The sequence below is a fragment of the Pantoea latae genome (genome assembly GCF_002077695.1).
Lineage (GTDB): Bacteria > Pseudomonadota > Gammaproteobacteria > Enterobacterales > Enterobacteriaceae > Pantoea > Pantoea latae.
This window is the reverse complement of record NZ_MWUE01000009.1, coordinates 60,437-74,619: the sequence shown is the minus strand read 5'-3', so window position 1 is coordinate 74,619 and position 14,183 is coordinate 60,437. Positions and strand designations below refer to the sequence as shown.

The window sequence follows — 14,183 nt, the reverse complement described above, 5'->3', positions numbered from 1 at the left end:
GATTTATAACCGCGTGGAATATAGACAGCGGAAAGCAGACGCGCCGTTCAGGCGCGTCGCAATAAGACCGGGGATCAGTAGAGTTTTTTCGCGGTTTCCAGCCAGTCGCGTTTAAACGGACGCTTCATATTTTCAATGGCGTCGATGATGTCGTGATGCACCATCTTCTCGTTCTGAATGCCGACGCAGCGGCCGCCGTAGCCCTGCAGCAGCAGCTCAATCGCGTAGGCGCCCATGCGCGACGCCAGAATGCGGTCGTAGGCGCAGGGCGCGCCGCCACGCTGGATATGGCCCAGCACCGTGGCGCGCGTTTCGCGTTTGGTTTCCGCTTCGATGTACTTCGCCAGATCGTCGATATCACAGATATGCTCGGTGATCGCCACGATAGCGTGCTTTTTGCCTTTGGCGATGCCGGCTTTGATCTCCATCACCAGCTCTTCGCGGGTGTAAGGGATTTCCGGCAGAACGATAAATTCACAGCCGCCTGCAATCGCCGCCGCCAGCGTCAGATCGCCGCAGTAGCGCCCCATCACTTCAACAATCGAGATACGCTGGTGCGAGGAAGAGGTGTCGCGCAGGCGGTCGATCGCCTCGACCACGGTTTCCAGCGCGGTAAAGTAGCCGATGGTGTAGTCGGTGCCCGCCACGTCGTTATCGATGGTGCCCGGCAGGCCGATGCAGGGAAAGCCCATTTCGGTCAGACGCTTGGCGCCCATATAGGAGCCGTCGCCGCCGATAACCACCAGCGCGTCGATGCCACGCTTTTTCATATTCTCGATGGCCACCTGACGCACTTCGTCATTGCGGAACTCTGGAAAACGCGCTGAGCCAAGGAAGGTGCCGCCGCGGTTAATCATATCCGACACGCTGTAGCGGTCGAGATTGATCATCCGGTCTTCATACAGTCCCAGATAGCCGTCATAGATACCAAAAACTTCCAGTCCTTCGCTCAGCGCTGATCGCACAACACCGCGAATGGCTGCGTTCATGCCTGGGGCGTCGCCGCCGCTGGTCAATACACCAATTTTTTTGATCATGACAACCTCTGGATTGTGAATACGTAAGTTAATCCTGCCTGTCGTGCGCCGCTTAGCGGCATATCGTTATGCGCGACCCGTGATGGCAGATAGTATATCAAAGGCTTGCTGCTGAATTGATTCAGGTCAGACAAGTTTTCACTAATTTTTTTGCAGGAATGTTAGCGCTTCGTCATTTTAAATAGTTGAAACTGATTCAATCCGGTTAAAAGCCGGGTGAGTTTTGCTGTTCGAGCGGCACCACCGAGCAGGGATCCTGATGAATAATCACGTCCGATCCGGGAAAACGTTGCAGCAGCGCCTTTTCTACCTGATCCGCCACGCGATGCGCCTGCACCAGCGGCAAATTATCGTCCAGCTCCAGATGCAGCTGAATAAATTTAGTCGGCCCTGACTGGCGCGTGCGCACGTCGTGCACGCCCTCTACCCCAGGCCAGTTCAGAGCCAGCTCCAGAATGATAGCGTGCTCTTCCTCAGGCAGCGCGCGGTCCAGCAGCGACTGCACGGCGTCGTAGCCCATACGCAGCGCGCTATAGAGGATATAAACGCCGATGCCTAACGCGAAAAGCGCATCAGCGCGGGCGAAGCCGTAGCTGCTCAGGGCAAGCGCAATCAGGATAGCGCCGTTCATCACCACATCGGACTGGTAGTGCAGCATATCGGCGCGGATCGCCTGGCTGTGCGTATGGCGCACCACCCAGCGCTGAAACGCCACCAGCAGCAGCGTCGAAAAGAGCGCGACCACGGTTACCACCACGCCGACCAGCGGCGCGCGCAGCGTATTGGGCGAGGCGAGATGCTGAATGCCGGTTAAGAACAGGAACAGCGCCGAGCCGGAGATAAACATGCTTTGCGCCAGCGCCGCCAGCGATTCCGCTTTGCCGTGGCCAAAAGTATGATCGGCGTCAGCAGGCTGCAGCGCGTAGCGCACCACCAGCAGATTGGTCAGCGAGGCGGCGATATCCACCAGCGAGTCGACCAGACCCGCCAGCAGGCTCACCGATCCGGTGTACCACCAGGCGAAAATCTTCACGATCAGCAGGCAGGTTGCCAGGGCAGTTGCCGCCAGCGCAGCGCGTTTAACCAGACGAGCATAGGTGGGCTGCATAATGGGCTCCCTGTGCCATTGCTGGCATGCACGCAAAACAAAGGAATGGCTAAAGTTTAACATCCCGCGCGTCGCTGCGCATAAACCCTGCGTCACCAGAAGAGAAAAGCGGATTAAAACCCTGAAAAAACAAACCCCGCCCTCAAAGAGGACGGGGTATCGTTTCCCGGTTGGGAAACGCACGATTACAGCTTAGCTCTAAAACTGTCAGGAAGAGCTGCGGCCGCCGCCGTGGCTGTTCTGACCGCCTTTTTTGCCTGCTTCAGAGGCTTTTTCACGGTCATTTTTGAAGTTACCGCCGCTGTTCTGTCCGCCTTTTTTACCGGCTTCAGAGGCTTTCTGCGGGTTGTCTGCGAAATTGCCTGAACCACCACGATGTTCTGCCATAACTTACTCCGTTAATATATTCAGATTGATTTACGTAATGTGGTTAATGCACTCCATTTAAATTCCCGGGATGTGCGCTTTCCTTGCTGCGACAGAAGTAATTGTAGAAGCAACCGCAGGGAATTCAAGAAAAGATATAAAATAATAAGTATATGATTTTTATTGTAATTAATATATGTCAGCAATATTTGTTTGCTTATTATCATATATTTAAATAGCTCATCGCCTCGCTTTAAATATTTTTAACCGATTCGCTTACGCATATATTAAGCCGGCATAAGATATGCCACTGCTAAAATAACCGAGACGTTGAAAATAAATATTTTGTTAATTCACTGCGGTTTTAAGGGGTTAGTACCCTTCTTAAATGAAGTGTTAATGCCGACGCGCTATCCGGCGGCCAGGGTTGACACCAGCGTCCAGCGCGCGCAAAAAGGGCAAAAAAAACCCCGCCATCATGGCGGGGAAGACAGGGATGGTGTCTATGGCAAGGAAAACAGGGATACTATGTTACTGGTTACTGCTGGTACTACTCACTGCTTGCAGCGATGACGCTGACTGCAAATTTGAGAGCTTGCGTAACTCGGAGAGACGCCGCTCGTAATTCTTTTGCAACGTGGCCTGCTGGGCCGGCGTTAGCAGGTGGTACATCTGGTTGCGAATGCGCGCCATTTCGACATGTTGTTCGATCTGCGCCTGGGCGATCTTTTCAGCCTGGGCACGAATGGCCGCTTCGTTGAATGTCTCTGCCGTAATCAAGCCATGCATGTTTTCGATATCGTTGATGCTGACCGGGGCGCGTTCATGTCGCGCTTGCTGCATCAGGTCACGCATCTGTTGACGCTGCTCTTCCGTCAACTCAATGCCGTCGAACATGTGGCTTTGCGGATTTTGCGTCATACTGCCTGTCGTCAATCCGCCGTGATGCATTTCGTCAATCGTCGTCGTGTCTGCTGCTCCTGCGCTGGCGTGATTGAGAACCATCGCTGAGGCAAGGACGACGGCGGTTACTGTGCGCATCGTTTACTCCAGTTCGTTCCGTTTTGCGATTCAACGAGAGCCAGTGTACGGCGATAGCTGCAAACATCCGTCAGGGGGTGTAAAACTACGTAAAGCGTTGGATTGACAAGTCAGGAACACGGTATTTTGCCTGCGGAGGGCAATAAAAAATGAATAAAATCCTGTTGGTTGACGATGACCGCGAATTGACTTCGCTGCTTAAAGAACTGTTAGAAATGGAAGGGTTTGAAGTGGTGGTCGCCAGCGACGGCGAACAGGCGTTAAGCCTGCTGGACACCTCTATTGATCTACTTTTACTCGATGTGATGATGCCGAAAAAGAACGGCATCGACACGCTGAAAGAGCTACGCCAGCAGCATCAGACGCCTGTCATTATGTTAACCGCGCGCGGCAGCGAGCTGGATCGCGTGCTGGGGCTCGAACTGGGCGCGGACGACTATCTGCCTAAGCCGTTCAACGATCGCGAGCTGGTGGCGCGCATACGCGCGATTCTGCGCCGTTCTAACTGGAGCGAGCAGCAGCAGCAGCACGACAACAGCTCGCCGACGCTGGAAGTGGACTGCCTGCGGCTTAATCCGGGTCGTCAGGAGGCGAGCTTCGACAACCAGACGCTGGATCTTACCGGCACCGAGTTCACCCTGCTCTACCTGCTGGCGCAGCATCTCGGCCAGGTGGTCTCACGCGAGCACCTGAGTCAGGAGGTGCTTGGCAAGCGCCTTACGCCGTTTGACCGCGCCATCGATATGCATATCTCCAATCTGCGCCGCAAGCTGCCCGAGCGTCGTGATGGCCATCCGTGGTTTAAAACCCTGCGCGGACGCGGCTATCTGATGGTCTCGGCGTCATGATCGGCAGCCTCACCACACGCATCTTCGCTATCTTCTGGTTAACCCTGGCGCTGGTGTTGATGCTGGTGTTGATGGTGCCCAAACTGGATTCCCGCCAGATGACCGCGCTGCTCGATAGCGAGCAGCGTCAGGGCACCATGATTGAACAGCACGTGGAAGCCGAGCTGTCGCAGGATCCGCCCAACGATTTAATGTGGTGGCGGCGCCTGTTCCGCGCCATTGACAAGTGGGCGCCGCCAGGCCAGCGCCTGCTGCTGGTGACCAGCGAAGGCCGCGTGATCGGCGCGCAGCACAATGAGATGCAGGTGATCCGTAACTTTATCGGCCAGTCCGACAACGCCGATCATCCGCAGAAAAAGAAGTATGGCCGCATTGAAATGGTCGGCCCTTTCGCCGTGCGTGACGGGGAAGACAACTATCAGCTCTACCTGATTCGGCCGGCGACCAGCTCGCAGCTCGATTTCGTTAACCTGCTGTTTGACCGCCCGCTGCTGCTGCTGATCGTCACCATGCTGATCAGCTCGCCGCTGCTGCTGTGGCTGGCGTGGAGCCTGGCGCGGCCGGCGCGCAAGCTGAAACACGCGGCGGACGAAGTCGCCAGCGGCAACCTGCGCCAGCATCCGGAACTGGAGTCTGGCCCGCAGGAGTTCCTCGCCGCTGGTTCGAGCTTCAACCAGATGGTGAGCGCGCTGGAGCGCATGATGACGTCGCAGCAGCGCCTGCTCTCCGATATCAGCCACGAGCTGCGCACGCCGCTGACGCGACTGCAGCTGGCTACCGCGCTGCTGCGCCGCCGTCAGGGCGAAGGCAAAGAGCTGCAGCGCATTGAAACCGAAGCCCAGCGTCTGGACGGCATGATTAACGATCTGCTGGTGCTGTCGCGCACCCAGCACAAGAATGCGCTGGTGAGCGAGGCGATGAAGGCGAACCAGCTCTGGAACGGCGTGCTGGAAGATGCGAAGTTTGAAGCCGAGCAGATGGGCAAGCAGCTCGACGTGCCCTATCCGCCCGGCCCCTGGCCGCTCTACGGCAACCCGCATGCGCTGGAGAGCGCGCTGGAGAACATCGTACGCAACGCGCTGCGCTACTCGCACTCGCATATCAGCGTCAGCTTCTCGGTGGATATCAGCGGGCTGACGGTGCACGTCGACGATGACGGCCCAGGCGTCAGCCCGGAAGATCGCGAACAGATTTTCCGTCCGTTTTATCGCACCGATGAGGCGCGCGATCGCGAATCTGGCGGCACCGGACTGGGGCTGGCGATTGTCGAAACCGCGATACAGCAGCATCGCGGCTGGGTAAAAGCGGACGACAGCCCGCTCGGCGGCTTGCGCCTGACGCTCTGGCTGCCGCTCTACTCCTCCAGCCGCCAATAATTTGCTATGCTTCGGCCCCTGTTATCGGGGGCCTTATGCTTAACATCGTCTTATTTGAACCAGAAATCCCGCCGAACACCGGCAATATTATCCGCCTCTGCGCCAACACCGGCTTTCAGCTGCATCTGATTGAGCCGCTCGGCTTCGCCTGGGACGACAAGCGGCTGCGCCGCGCCGGCCTCGACTATCACGAATTCACCGCCATTCAGAAGCATGAGAGCTACGCCGCGTTTCTGCGCGACGAGCAGCCGACGCGACTCTTTGCGCTCACCACCAAAGGCACGCCGGCGCACAGTGCCGTTAGCTACCAGCCGGGCGACTATCTGCTGTTTGGACCGGAGAGCCGCGGGCTGCCCGCCGAGATCCTGGATGCGCTGCCGGCGCAGCAAAAAATCCGCATCCCGATGCGCGCAGAGAGCCGCAGCATGAACCTGTCGAATGCGGTATCGGTGGTGGTGTACGAAGCCTGGCGCCAGCTGGATTACGCCGGCGCCCGTCGCGATTAGATGCCGTCGCCGAACTCGAAGCCCGGCACGGTGCCGTTGAAGTGCTGATCCATATCCATTGAGGGCTTGTCGCTCGCCGGCTTGCCGACGATGCGCGCCGGGACGCCTGCTGCGGTGGTGTGCGGCGGCACTGGCTGCAAAACCACCGAGCCGGCGCCGATCTTCGCGCCGCGCCCCACTTCGATATTGCCGAGTATTTTCGCGCCCGCGCCGATCATCACCCCTTCGCGGATTTTCGGATGGCGATCGCCGCTGGTTTTACCGGTGCCGCCAAGCGTCACCGACTGCAGAATAGAGACGTCGTTCTCTACCACCGCCGTTTCGCCGATCACGATGCCGGTGGCGTGGTCGAGCATAATGCCGTGGCCGATGTTCGCCGCCGGATGGATATCAACGGCGAAAGAGACGGAAATTTCGTTTTGCAGATAGACCGCTAAGGCGCGGCGCCCTTCGTTCCACAGCCAGTGGCCGATGCGATACGCCTGCAGCGCGTGAAAGCCTTTCAGATAGAGCAGCGGCGTGGAGTATTTGTCCACCGCCGGGTCGCGCTGGCGCACCGCCTGGATGTCGAGCGCGGCCGAGGCGATCATCGAAGGATCCTGACGATAGGCCTCTTCGACGATTTCGCGAATGGCGATAGCGGGCATAATGGGATTGGCGAGCTTGTTGGCCAGCATATAGCTCAGGGCGCTGCCGAGATTTTCGTGCTTCAACAACGTCGCATGATAAAAGCTGGCCAGCATCGGCTCGCAATCGGCCAGCGCGCGCGCTTCCGCTTTGATGTTGTTCCAGACCAGTTCTAACTCATCAGACGACATTGCCTTTTTCTCCCGATAAAAAAAGCGCCTGGATGGCGCTACAGGTGACGATGCTGCGCGTCCTGCGTCAGCTTGTGCTGTTTTCGTCCTTCCTTGTACGGCCTAACAGGCTCAATGCTGCCTCTCGCGCCGGTTTTCCGCAATAGAGCACCTGGTAGATTTGCTCGGTAATAGGCATTTCGACGCCGACACGCTCCGCCAACGCCTTGACTTCTTTAGTGTTTCGATAGCCTTCTACAACTTGTCCGATAATGCGCTGCGCGTGGTCGACCGATTCGCCCTGGCCCAGCATCAGGCCAAAGCGGCGGTTGCGCGACTGGTTGTCGGTACAGGTCAGCACCAGATCGCCTAAACCGGCCATGCCCATAAAGGTGGTGGCATCGGCGCCCAGCGCCGCGCCAAGTCGGCTCATCTCCGCCAGCCCGCGGGTGATCAGCGCGGTGCGCGCGTTGGCGCCGAAGCCGATGCCATCGGAGATGCCCGCGCCGATGGCGATAACGTTTTTCACCGCGCCGCCGAGCTGAACGCCGACAAAATCAGGATTGTTGTAAACGCGGAAGCTTTTGCCGCAGTGCAGCTTCTGCTGCAGATCATCGGCGAAGGTCGCGTCGGTCGCCGCCAGCGCAATCGCGGTCGGCAGGCCCGCCGCCAGCTCTTTGGCAAACGTCGGCCCGGAGATGACTGCGAGCGGCGTAGCGTCACCGAGGATGTCGCGTGCCACATCCTGCAGCAGCCGGCCGGTCTCTCGCTCCAGCCCTTTGGTCGCCCAGACGATGCGCGATTCGGGGCGCAGATGCGGTTTAATCTGCGTCAGCACCTCGCCAAAAACGTGGCTCGGCACCACCACCAGCAGATCGCGGCTGGCCGCAATGGCGCGGGCAAGATCGGGCTCAAGCTCAAGGTTGTCGGGAAAGGGCACGTCAGGGAGAAAGGCGCTGTTACTACGGTCGGCCTGCAGCTGCGCAAGATGAGCAGGATTATGTCCCCACAGCAGCACGGGATTGCCATTGCGGGCAAGGGTAATGGCCAGAGCGGTGCCGTACGAGCCGGCACCGATGACGCTAATCGAAGCGTGTGTAGTCATCAGGCATCCTGATGTGGTTCGGCACCTTCGCCTTGCTGCTGCAGGTAGTTCATGAACAGCGCGTCGAAGTTTACCGGCGCCAGGTTAAGCTGCGGGAAGGTACCGCGCGACACCAGGCTGGTGATGCATTCGCGCGCATACGGGAACAGGATGTTCGGGCAGTAAGCGCCCAGGCAGTGCGCCATCTGCGAGCCTTCGATGCCGCTGATGGTAAAGATGCCCGCCTGCTGAACTTCGCACAGGAAAGCGGTCTCTTCGCCGACGCTGGCGGTCACGGTTACGCGCAGCACTACTTCAAACACTTCGTCAGCCAGCTGTGATGACGCAGTATCCAGATCCAGCTTCACTTCCGGCTCCCACTCTTTCTGGAAAACCTGCGGCGCGTTCGGCGCTTCGAAGGAAACGTCTTTGGTGTAAACGCGTTGAATCTGGAATTGCATTTCGTTGGTGTTATGTTCTGACATCTGACTAAGTCCTGTGAGTTGAAAAATCCCGCGCCTTTTACGCCTGCAGTAACGGATCTAAACCTTCACGCCCGTCCAGCGCGTAAAGATCGTCGCAGCCGCCAATGTGCTGCGCATCAATGAAAATCTGAGGAACCGTGGTACGGCCGCTGCGTTTGATCATCTCTTCGCGTTTCGCCGCGTCCCCATCAATAGGGATCTCCTGAAACGCCACGCCTTTTTGACTCAGCAGCGCCTTCGCCCGGTGGCAGAAAGGACAGGTCGCTTTGGTGTAAATCTCGACATTGGCCATGTTGCGTTCCTCAGTAGAAGTTATTTTCCGCGCACCAGCGGAAGATTGTCTCCGCTCCAGCCGCTGATGCCGTCTTTCAGCACGGTCACCTGGCTAAAGCCGGCGGCGCTCAGCTTTTCAGCCGGTTCGCTGGCGCTCTGGCCAGTGGCGCACACCACAATTATGGGCTGGGCTTTATGCTTTTCCAGCTCGCCGAAGCTGCCTTTTTTGATATCCGCCGCCGCAACGTTCAGCGCGCCGGAAATATGTCCTTTGCGGTAATCATCACGCGACCGCACGTCCACCACTACCGCCTCTTCTTTGTTAATCAGGCGGGTCGCTTCGCCGCGGCTGATAACTTTCACCTTAGAAAACATTCCTTTAAAGGTGGTCACAATCACCAGAACCAGTAAAACGACCCATGCCAGACTGAGGATGGTGTGATTGCTTGCAAACTGCATAATTTCTTGCATGAGGGGTAACGACTCCAGACCGGGCTAATTAAGCTAAAAACAAGGGTTCTGAGTATACCTGCGCCACTTCTCATGTACAGACGCTAAGCGGCCAGAGTTACGATTTGTGCGTCATTTTCCAAAAAAAATTGCCGTATCGCAAAAATGGCGTAACGCTTATGCGAGATCGAGATAAATGCGGACATCTTTGGAAAAGGAAATCCCGTGGCGTTGCGCTGGTAAGCGGCTGTTCAACGTGGAATAATCACTGGCCTATGAAGGGAAAAGCGACTTTTTTAGCCACAAGGACCCGTCACAGCGGAAAGAAACGCCCGTTGCCTGCACGCCTGTCCATTCTCTCCTTCAGCCTGCTCTGCGCGGGCGTTCTGTTGTTGCCCGCCGCCGCGCGCAGCGCCGACGACAGCAAGTCACAGCTCAAATCCATTCAGCAAAATATCGCCGAAAAAGAGAAAAGCGTTAAGGCGCAAAAGCTTGCGCGCAGCAAACTGCTCGATCAGCTGCAGAGCCAGGAGAAGGTGATCGCCCAGGCGAGCCGTCAGCTGCGCGAAACCCGCAACAGCCTGAACGCGCTTAACGGCGAAATCAGCCAGCTCACCGCGTCTATCGCGCGGCTTGAAAAACAGCAGACGCAGCAGGAAGCCCTGCTGGCGCAGCAGCTGGACGCCGCGTTCCGCCAGGGCCAGCATAACGGCGTGCAGCTGCTGCTGGGCGGCGAAGAGAGCCAGCGCAGCGAACGTATTCTCGCCTATTTCGGCTATCTCAACGACGCGCGTCGGCAGAGCATCGACGCGCTGCAAAAAACCCGCCAGACGCTGAGCGCGCAAAAGACGTCGCTGGAGCAGAAACAGCAGCAGCAAAAAAACCTGCTGACGCAGCAGCAAGGCCAGCAGGAGAAGCTGCAGCAGGCGAGCGCGGCGCGCAAGAAAACGCTGAGCGCGCTGGAAAACGCGCTGGAGAAAGATCAGGCCGATCTGGTAGAGATGCGCCAGAACGAAAGCCGTCTGCAGGATAAAATCGCCCGGGCCGAGCGTGAAGCGCGCGAACGCGCGGCGCGCGAGGCGCGGGAGGCGGAAAAAGTGCGCCAGCGTCAGGCGCAGGCCAAAGCCAAAGGCTCGACCTACCAGCCAACGCAGAGCGAACGCGAACTGGTGGCGCGCACCGGCGGCCTCGGCCGCGCGGGCGGCCAGGCGCTGTGGCCGGTGCGCGGACGTATCGAACACCGCTTCGGCGAACAGCTACAGGGCGAGCTGCGCTGGAAAGGGCTGGTGATCGACGCGCCGGAAGGCGCCGAAGTCAAAGCGATCGCCGACGGCCGCGTGCTGATGGCCGACTGGCTGCAGGGCTACGGGCTGGTGGTGGTGCTGGAGCACGGCAAAGGGGATATGAGCCTCTACGGCTATAACCAGAGCGCGCTGGTAAGCGTTGGCGCCCAGGTGAAGGCAGGACAGCCTATCGCGCTGGTGGGCACCAGCGGCGGACGCGGTACGCCGTCGCTCTATTTTGAAATCCGACGTCAGGGACAGGCCGTCAATCCACTCCCGTGGTTAGGAAGATAAGTGTTGTTTCAACGTCGCCCTCTCGCCGCCGTTATCGGCGGACTGCTTCTGAGCTGCGCCGCCCATGCGGGCAAGCTCGCCATCGTAATCGACGATTTCGGCTATCGTCCTTCTGAAGAGAACAAGGTCCTGCAGATGCCCGCCGCGATCTCCGTCGCGGTGCTGCCTGACGCGCCCGGCGCGCGTCAAATGGCGACTAAGGCGCATCAGAGCGGTCACGAAGTGTTGATCCATCTGCCGATGGCCCCGCTCAGCAAACAGCCGCTGGAGAAAAACACCCTGACGCCGGAGATGAGCAGCGAAGAGATCGCGCGCATTCTGCGCAGCGCGGTCAATAACGTGCCCTATGCCGTCGGGCTGAATAACCATATGGGCAGCAAGATGACCTCTAGCCTGCCGGGCATGCAGAAAGTGATGCAGGCGCTCAACCAGTACAATTTTTACTTTCTCGACAGCATGACCATCGGCAACAGCCAGTCAGTGCCTGCCGCGCAAGGCACGCGCGTGAAGGTGCTGAAACGCCGCGTCTTTCTCGACGATAGCCAGGATATCAACGCCGTTCGCCAGCAGTTTGCCCGCGCGGTGAAGCTGGCGCAGCGCGACGGCTACGCCATCGCCATCGGCCATCCGCATCCCAACACGGTGCGCGTGCTGCAGCAGATGCTGCCAACCTTGCCTGCGGATATTACGCTGGTGCGTCCGAGCCAGCTGCTGAACGAGCCGCAGCATGGCGCAACCACCGCGCCGGCGAAACCGCAGCCGCGTCCGCAGAAGCCGGGCTTCCAGCCGCCGGGCCTGTGTAAGGTGCAGCCGCAACCGGTTCCGGCGATGAAGGCGCTTGGCGTGGTATGGGAGAGCGTGGCGTCAGGCGCGCTGGCGACGACCCTCAGGCAACTGTTTTGATATCGGCCAGAAAGCGTAATAAACGCCTCGCGTGACTTGTTATTCGTTGCGCATCCCCTATGATGGATGCGCAATTTCAGGCGCCAGGAAGGCTATTCCTTGCTGTTTTTTGTGTGAAGATCACGACGTTTAATCTCAATGAAACCGAAAAAAAAGATATTTTTTATTAATGCTGTTATCGCTTTCTATTCGCTGTTTAACGGACACCGGAATAAAGCGGCGCTGAGCAAGGATCTTGAGTTCAAACGTATCGCTATTTATTCTACTACAGCATTGGGCGATCTTTTATTTAACACGCCAGCAATAAAAGCGATTAAAAAACGCTATCCACAGGCGAAAATACTCTTTGTCACCAGCCAGAAAAACAGCGCGCTGGTTAAAGGCAGCCCTTGGTTTGACGAGGTTGAAGTCTGGGATAATAAAGTCAAAAATATGCATCGCCTGCTGAAAAAGCTGTGGGCGTTTAAGCCGGAAATCACCTTTATCCTGCATGCGAATATTTATTACGATGTGCTGTGCGCTAAGCTTTCAGGCTCGACCTACATTGTGCGGGATAATTTCGCCCAGGATCCCACCCACCTTAACCGCTGGCTGGATCACTACTCCCGCTCTGAAGATACGCATATTATCCAGCGCAAACTCAACACGCTGGCCTGTCTGGGCTGTGATACTACGGATATCAGCATGGCCTTCCCGCTGGCGATCCCGGCGCTGCCGAAACCAGCGGACAGGCGCCGTATCGGTTTTCAGATGGGGGCGTCGAAGCCCGATCGCTGCTGGCCGGTGGAATATTTCGCCGAGCTGGCGACCCTTATTTTAGCGGCGGACCCGCAGACGGAGATCGTGCTGACCGGCGCCGGCCAGGATAGCGGGCTGGCGCGCGATTTTCTTGCCCTGCTGCCTAACGCGCTGCATCCTCAGGTGACCTCGCTGATCGGCAAGACCAGCCTGACGGAACTCATCCAGCAGATTACGACGTTTACGCTGCTGGTCACCGGCGACACCGGCCCGCTGCACCTTGCCATTACCGCGCGCACGCCAACGCTCAGTTTATACGTCGGCGCAAATCCGCGTCACACGGGCCCTTATCAGGATCCGCATCTGCATAAAACCCTGCGCATTGAGCCTGAGGCAGGCGATGACAAAGCGTTGCCGCTGCGCAAGATCAGTGCTGAATCGGTGTTTGCTCAGATCCAGTCGCTGCTCAATCGCTGAATGACGCAGCCCGGACGTTAACCTGCGGCGCAACGCGCCGGCTGGCCATCGCAACCGCCAGCGGCAGCCAAAACAGCATCCAGGCTTCGCTGGGCGACCCGATAACGAACATGCCCTGCGTAATAAAGAACATCAGCGAAAACAGGTAGAGCATCGCTTCCAGCGCCATTGCCTCGTGGAAACGTCGCCAGGCGCAGCCCAGTCCTGCGCTAACGACGCCCGCCAGCAGTATCAGCCCCACCACGCCGCCTTTGAGCAGCGTAGAGAAATAGACGCTGTGCGTGGTGGTGACAACGGCGCCCAGACTGTTTCTGAACGAGAGCGTTTTATCGAATCCCCAGCCGAACCAGGGCCTCTGCTCGACCAGCTCGAGCGTATGCTGCCAGATACCGAAGCGCACATAGCTCTGCTGATAGGCGTCGATCAGCCGCTGCGAATATTCGCTGCCGTAGCCGGTAAAGTAGAAAAAGAGGCCGATAATCACCAGACCGCCCAGGGTCGAGAGAATATGCCGCAGATGGATATGTTTATATTTGGCGAACAGCAGGAAAGAGGAGACGATCAGCGCCAGCAGCGGGCCGCGGCTTTGCGTCAGCAGCAGGCCGATAAACAGCAGCGACGCGGGGAAGTAGATCCAGTGTCTGCCGGACTCGCGCGCGATAATAAAGGCGCTGATAATGCCGACGGCGAAATAGCCGCCCAGATCGATCACGTTGCTCGGCGCGCCAAAGAAGCCGTTTTCCAGCCGGCCAGTCAGCAGCGTGCTTTTATCAACGAAAATAAAGGTCAGGAGCAATAGCGTGAAAGCGGCGGCGAAAATCAGCGAGTGTAGCCTTAATATCCCATAGTTCTTAACAACATGATTAATCATCAGGATAAAAAACAGGATATAAAAACTGTGTTTCAGCGCCGAGGTGAAGGTTCCTTCGCCAGTGCTCCAGAAGGTGCTCAGGCTAAAGTAAAAAAGAAAGGTGGAAATAAACAACAGCGGCGTTTTTGCGTCTTGAATAAAATTTTGCAAACGCTGCCGATCGACCAGAAAAACCACTGCCATTAAAATTAGCGAAAGATAGAAAAAATTATTCACTTTTCCCTGAGACGTGAACAGCGGCATTAA

At 57.6% G+C, this 14,183-nt stretch carries 16 protein-coding genes; 6 read left to right on the top strand and 10 right to left on the bottom strand.

Going from position 1 to position 14,183, the window contains the following annotated elements:
* Positions 1-74 precede the first annotated feature (74 nt).
* The 4 genes from pfkA to cpxP all read right to left on the bottom strand — a co-directional run bounded on the left by pfkA (position 75) and on the right by cpxP (position 3,552).
* Positions 75-1,037, bottom strand: a complete 963-nt coding sequence (pfkA, locus tag B2J69_RS07315; protein ID WP_033754393.1) for a 6-phosphofructokinase — start codon at positions 1,035-1,037, stop codon at positions 75-77.
* A gap of 205 nt (positions 1,038-1,242) precedes the next feature.
* Positions 1,243-2,145 carry a CDF family cation-efflux transporter FieF gene (gene fieF, locus B2J69_RS07310; protein WP_081137849.1) on the bottom strand — a complete coding sequence of 301 codons (903 nt, stop codon included), beginning with the start codon at positions 2,143-2,145 and terminating at the stop codon, positions 1,243-1,245.
* 207 nt (positions 2,146-2,352) lie between these two features.
* The gene (locus B2J69_RS07305) at positions 2,353-2,532 is read right to left on the bottom strand and encodes a con-10 family general stress protein (RefSeq protein ID WP_081137847.1); all 180 of its coding nucleotides are present in this window, start codon (positions 2,530-2,532) and stop codon (positions 2,353-2,355) included.
* Between the two features lie 510 nt (positions 2,533-3,042).
* A complete protein-coding gene (gene cpxP / locus B2J69_RS07300) occupies positions 3,043-3,552 on the bottom strand; it encodes a cell-envelope stress modulator CpxP (protein ID WP_081137845.1) in 510 nt (169 codons plus the stop codon).
* Between the two features lie 149 nt (positions 3,553-3,701).
* Here cpxP and cpxR point away from each other — a divergent pair, with 149 nt between their 5' ends.
* Genes cpxR through trmL form a run of 3 tightly spaced genes read left to right on the top strand, consistent with a single transcriptional unit; the run spans position 3,702 to position 6,282 of the window.
* Positions 3,702-4,400 carry an envelope stress response regulator transcription factor CpxR gene (gene cpxR / locus B2J69_RS07295; protein ID WP_081137843.1) on the top strand — a complete coding sequence of 233 codons (699 nt, stop codon included), beginning with the start codon at positions 3,702-3,704 and terminating at the stop codon, positions 4,398-4,400.
* Positions 4,397-5,776 carry an envelope stress sensor histidine kinase CpxA gene (gene cpxA / locus B2J69_RS07290; protein ID WP_081137841.1) on the top strand — a complete coding sequence of 460 codons (1,380 nt, stop codon included), beginning with the start codon at positions 4,397-4,399 and terminating at the stop codon, positions 5,774-5,776. Before cpxR ends, cpxA begins: the two co-directional genes overlap by 4 nt.
* Positions 5,777-5,811: 35 nt before the next feature.
* A complete protein-coding gene (gene trmL, locus B2J69_RS07285) occupies positions 5,812-6,282 on the top strand; it encodes a tRNA (uridine(34)/cytosine(34)/5-carboxymethylaminomethyluridine(34)-2'-O)-methyltransferase TrmL (RefSeq protein ID WP_081137839.1) in 471 nt (156 codons plus the stop codon).
* Here trmL and cysE read toward each other — a convergent pair.
* From cysE to B2J69_RS07260, 5 genes are all read right to left on the bottom strand, one after another.
* Positions 6,279-7,100, bottom strand: coding sequence for a serine O-acetyltransferase (gene cysE / locus B2J69_RS07280; protein WP_033754376.1), 822 nt, complete (start codon positions 7,098-7,100; stop codon positions 6,279-6,281). The two genes, trmL and cysE, sit on opposite strands and share 4 nt — an antisense overlap.
* Positions 7,101-7,167: 67 nt before the next feature.
* The gene (gene gpsA / locus B2J69_RS07275; RefSeq protein WP_407944734.1) at positions 7,168-8,184 is read right to left on the bottom strand and encodes an NAD(P)H-dependent glycerol-3-phosphate dehydrogenase; all 1,017 of its coding nucleotides are present in this window, start codon (positions 8,182-8,184) and stop codon (positions 7,168-7,170) included.
* The gene (gene secB / locus B2J69_RS07270; protein ID WP_081137835.1) at positions 8,184-8,648 is read right to left on the bottom strand and encodes a protein-export chaperone SecB; all 465 of its coding nucleotides are present in this window, start codon (positions 8,646-8,648) and stop codon (positions 8,184-8,186) included. The genes gpsA and secB overlap by 1 nt, the downstream gene beginning before the upstream one ends.
* Before the next feature lie 37 nt (positions 8,649-8,685).
* Entirely contained in the window at positions 8,686-8,940 is a 255-nt protein-coding gene (gene grxC / locus B2J69_RS07265; protein WP_081137833.1) for a glutaredoxin 3, read from the bottom strand.
* Positions 8,941-8,960: 20 nt separating this feature from the next.
* The gene (locus B2J69_RS07260; protein WP_081137831.1) at positions 8,961-9,392 is read right to left on the bottom strand and encodes a rhodanese-like domain-containing protein; all 432 of its coding nucleotides are present in this window, start codon (positions 9,390-9,392) and stop codon (positions 8,961-8,963) included.
* 254 nt (positions 9,393-9,646) lie between these two features.
* Here B2J69_RS07260 and envC point away from each other — a divergent pair, with 254 nt between their 5' ends.
* From envC to B2J69_RS07245, 3 genes are all read left to right on the top strand, one after another.
* Positions 9,647-10,948: a murein hydrolase activator EnvC gene (gene envC, locus B2J69_RS07255; RefSeq protein ID WP_081137829.1), complete on the top strand. Its 1,302-nt coding sequence runs from the start codon at positions 9,647-9,649 to the stop codon at positions 10,946-10,948.
* A 3-nt stretch (positions 10,949-10,951) separates the two neighbouring features.
* The gene (locus tag B2J69_RS07250) at positions 10,952-11,851 is read left to right on the top strand and encodes a divergent polysaccharide deacetylase family protein (protein WP_081137827.1); all 900 of its coding nucleotides are present in this window, start codon (positions 10,952-10,954) and stop codon (positions 11,849-11,851) included.
* 138 nt (positions 11,852-11,989) lie between these two features.
* A complete protein-coding gene (locus B2J69_RS07245) occupies positions 11,990-13,066 on the top strand; it encodes a glycosyltransferase family 9 protein (RefSeq protein WP_081137825.1) in 1,077 nt (358 codons plus the stop codon).
* Here B2J69_RS07245 and B2J69_RS07240 read toward each other — a convergent pair.
* A complete protein-coding gene (locus tag B2J69_RS07240; RefSeq protein WP_236722694.1) occupies positions 13,056-14,120 on the bottom strand; it encodes an O-antigen ligase family protein in 1,065 nt (354 codons plus the stop codon). The genes B2J69_RS07245 and B2J69_RS07240 overlap by 11 nt on opposite strands.
* Positions 14,121-14,183: the final 63 nt, after the last annotated feature.

Excerpts from the sequence above, each read along its gene's own strand:
- pfkA (WP_033754393.1), bottom strand. The coding sequence starts at position 1,037 with ATGATCAAAAAAATTGGTGTATTGACCAGCGGCGGCGACGCCCCAGGC.
- fieF (WP_081137849.1), bottom strand. The coding sequence starts at position 2,145 with ATGCAGCCCACCTATGCTCGTCTGGTTAAACGCGCTGCGCTGGCGGCA.
- B2J69_RS07305 (WP_081137847.1), bottom strand. The coding sequence starts at position 2,532 with ATGGCAGAACATCGTGGTGGTTCAGGCAATTTCGCAGACAACCCGCAG.
- cpxP (WP_081137845.1), bottom strand. The coding sequence starts at position 3,552 with ATGCGCACAGTAACCGCCGTCGTCCTTGCCTCAGCGATGGTTCTCAAT.
- cpxR (WP_081137843.1), top strand. The coding sequence starts at position 3,702 with ATGAATAAAATCCTGTTGGTTGACGATGACCGCGAATTGACTTCGCTG.
- cpxA (WP_081137841.1), top strand. The coding sequence starts at position 4,397 with ATGATCGGCAGCCTCACCACACGCATCTTCGCTATCTTCTGGTTAACC.
- trmL (WP_081137839.1), top strand. The coding sequence starts at position 5,812 with ATGCTTAACATCGTCTTATTTGAACCAGAAATCCCGCCGAACACCGGC.
- cysE (WP_033754376.1), bottom strand. The coding sequence starts at position 7,100 with ATGTCGTCTGATGAGTTAGAACTGGTCTGGAACAACATCAAAGCGGAA.
- gpsA (WP_407944734.1), bottom strand. The coding sequence starts at position 8,184 with ATGACTACACACGCTTCGATTAGCGTCATCGGTGCCGGCTCGTACGGC.
- secB (WP_081137835.1), bottom strand. The coding sequence starts at position 8,648 with ATGTCAGAACATAACACCAACGAAATGCAATTCCAGATTCAACGCGTT.
- grxC (WP_081137833.1), bottom strand. The coding sequence starts at position 8,940 with ATGGCCAATGTCGAGATTTACACCAAAGCGACCTGTCCTTTCTGCCAC.
- B2J69_RS07260 (WP_081137831.1), bottom strand. The coding sequence starts at position 9,392 with ATGCAAGAAATTATGCAGTTTGCAAGCAATCACACCATCCTCAGTCTG.
- envC (WP_081137829.1), top strand. The coding sequence starts at position 9,647 with ATGAAGGGAAAAGCGACTTTTTTAGCCACAAGGACCCGTCACAGCGGA.
- B2J69_RS07245 (WP_081137825.1), top strand. The coding sequence starts at position 11,990 with ATGAAACCGAAAAAAAAGATATTTTTTATTAATGCTGTTATCGCTTTC.
- B2J69_RS07240 (WP_236722694.1), bottom strand. The coding sequence starts at position 14,120 with ATGGCAGTGGTTTTTCTGGTCGATCGGCAGCGTTTGCAAAATTTTATT.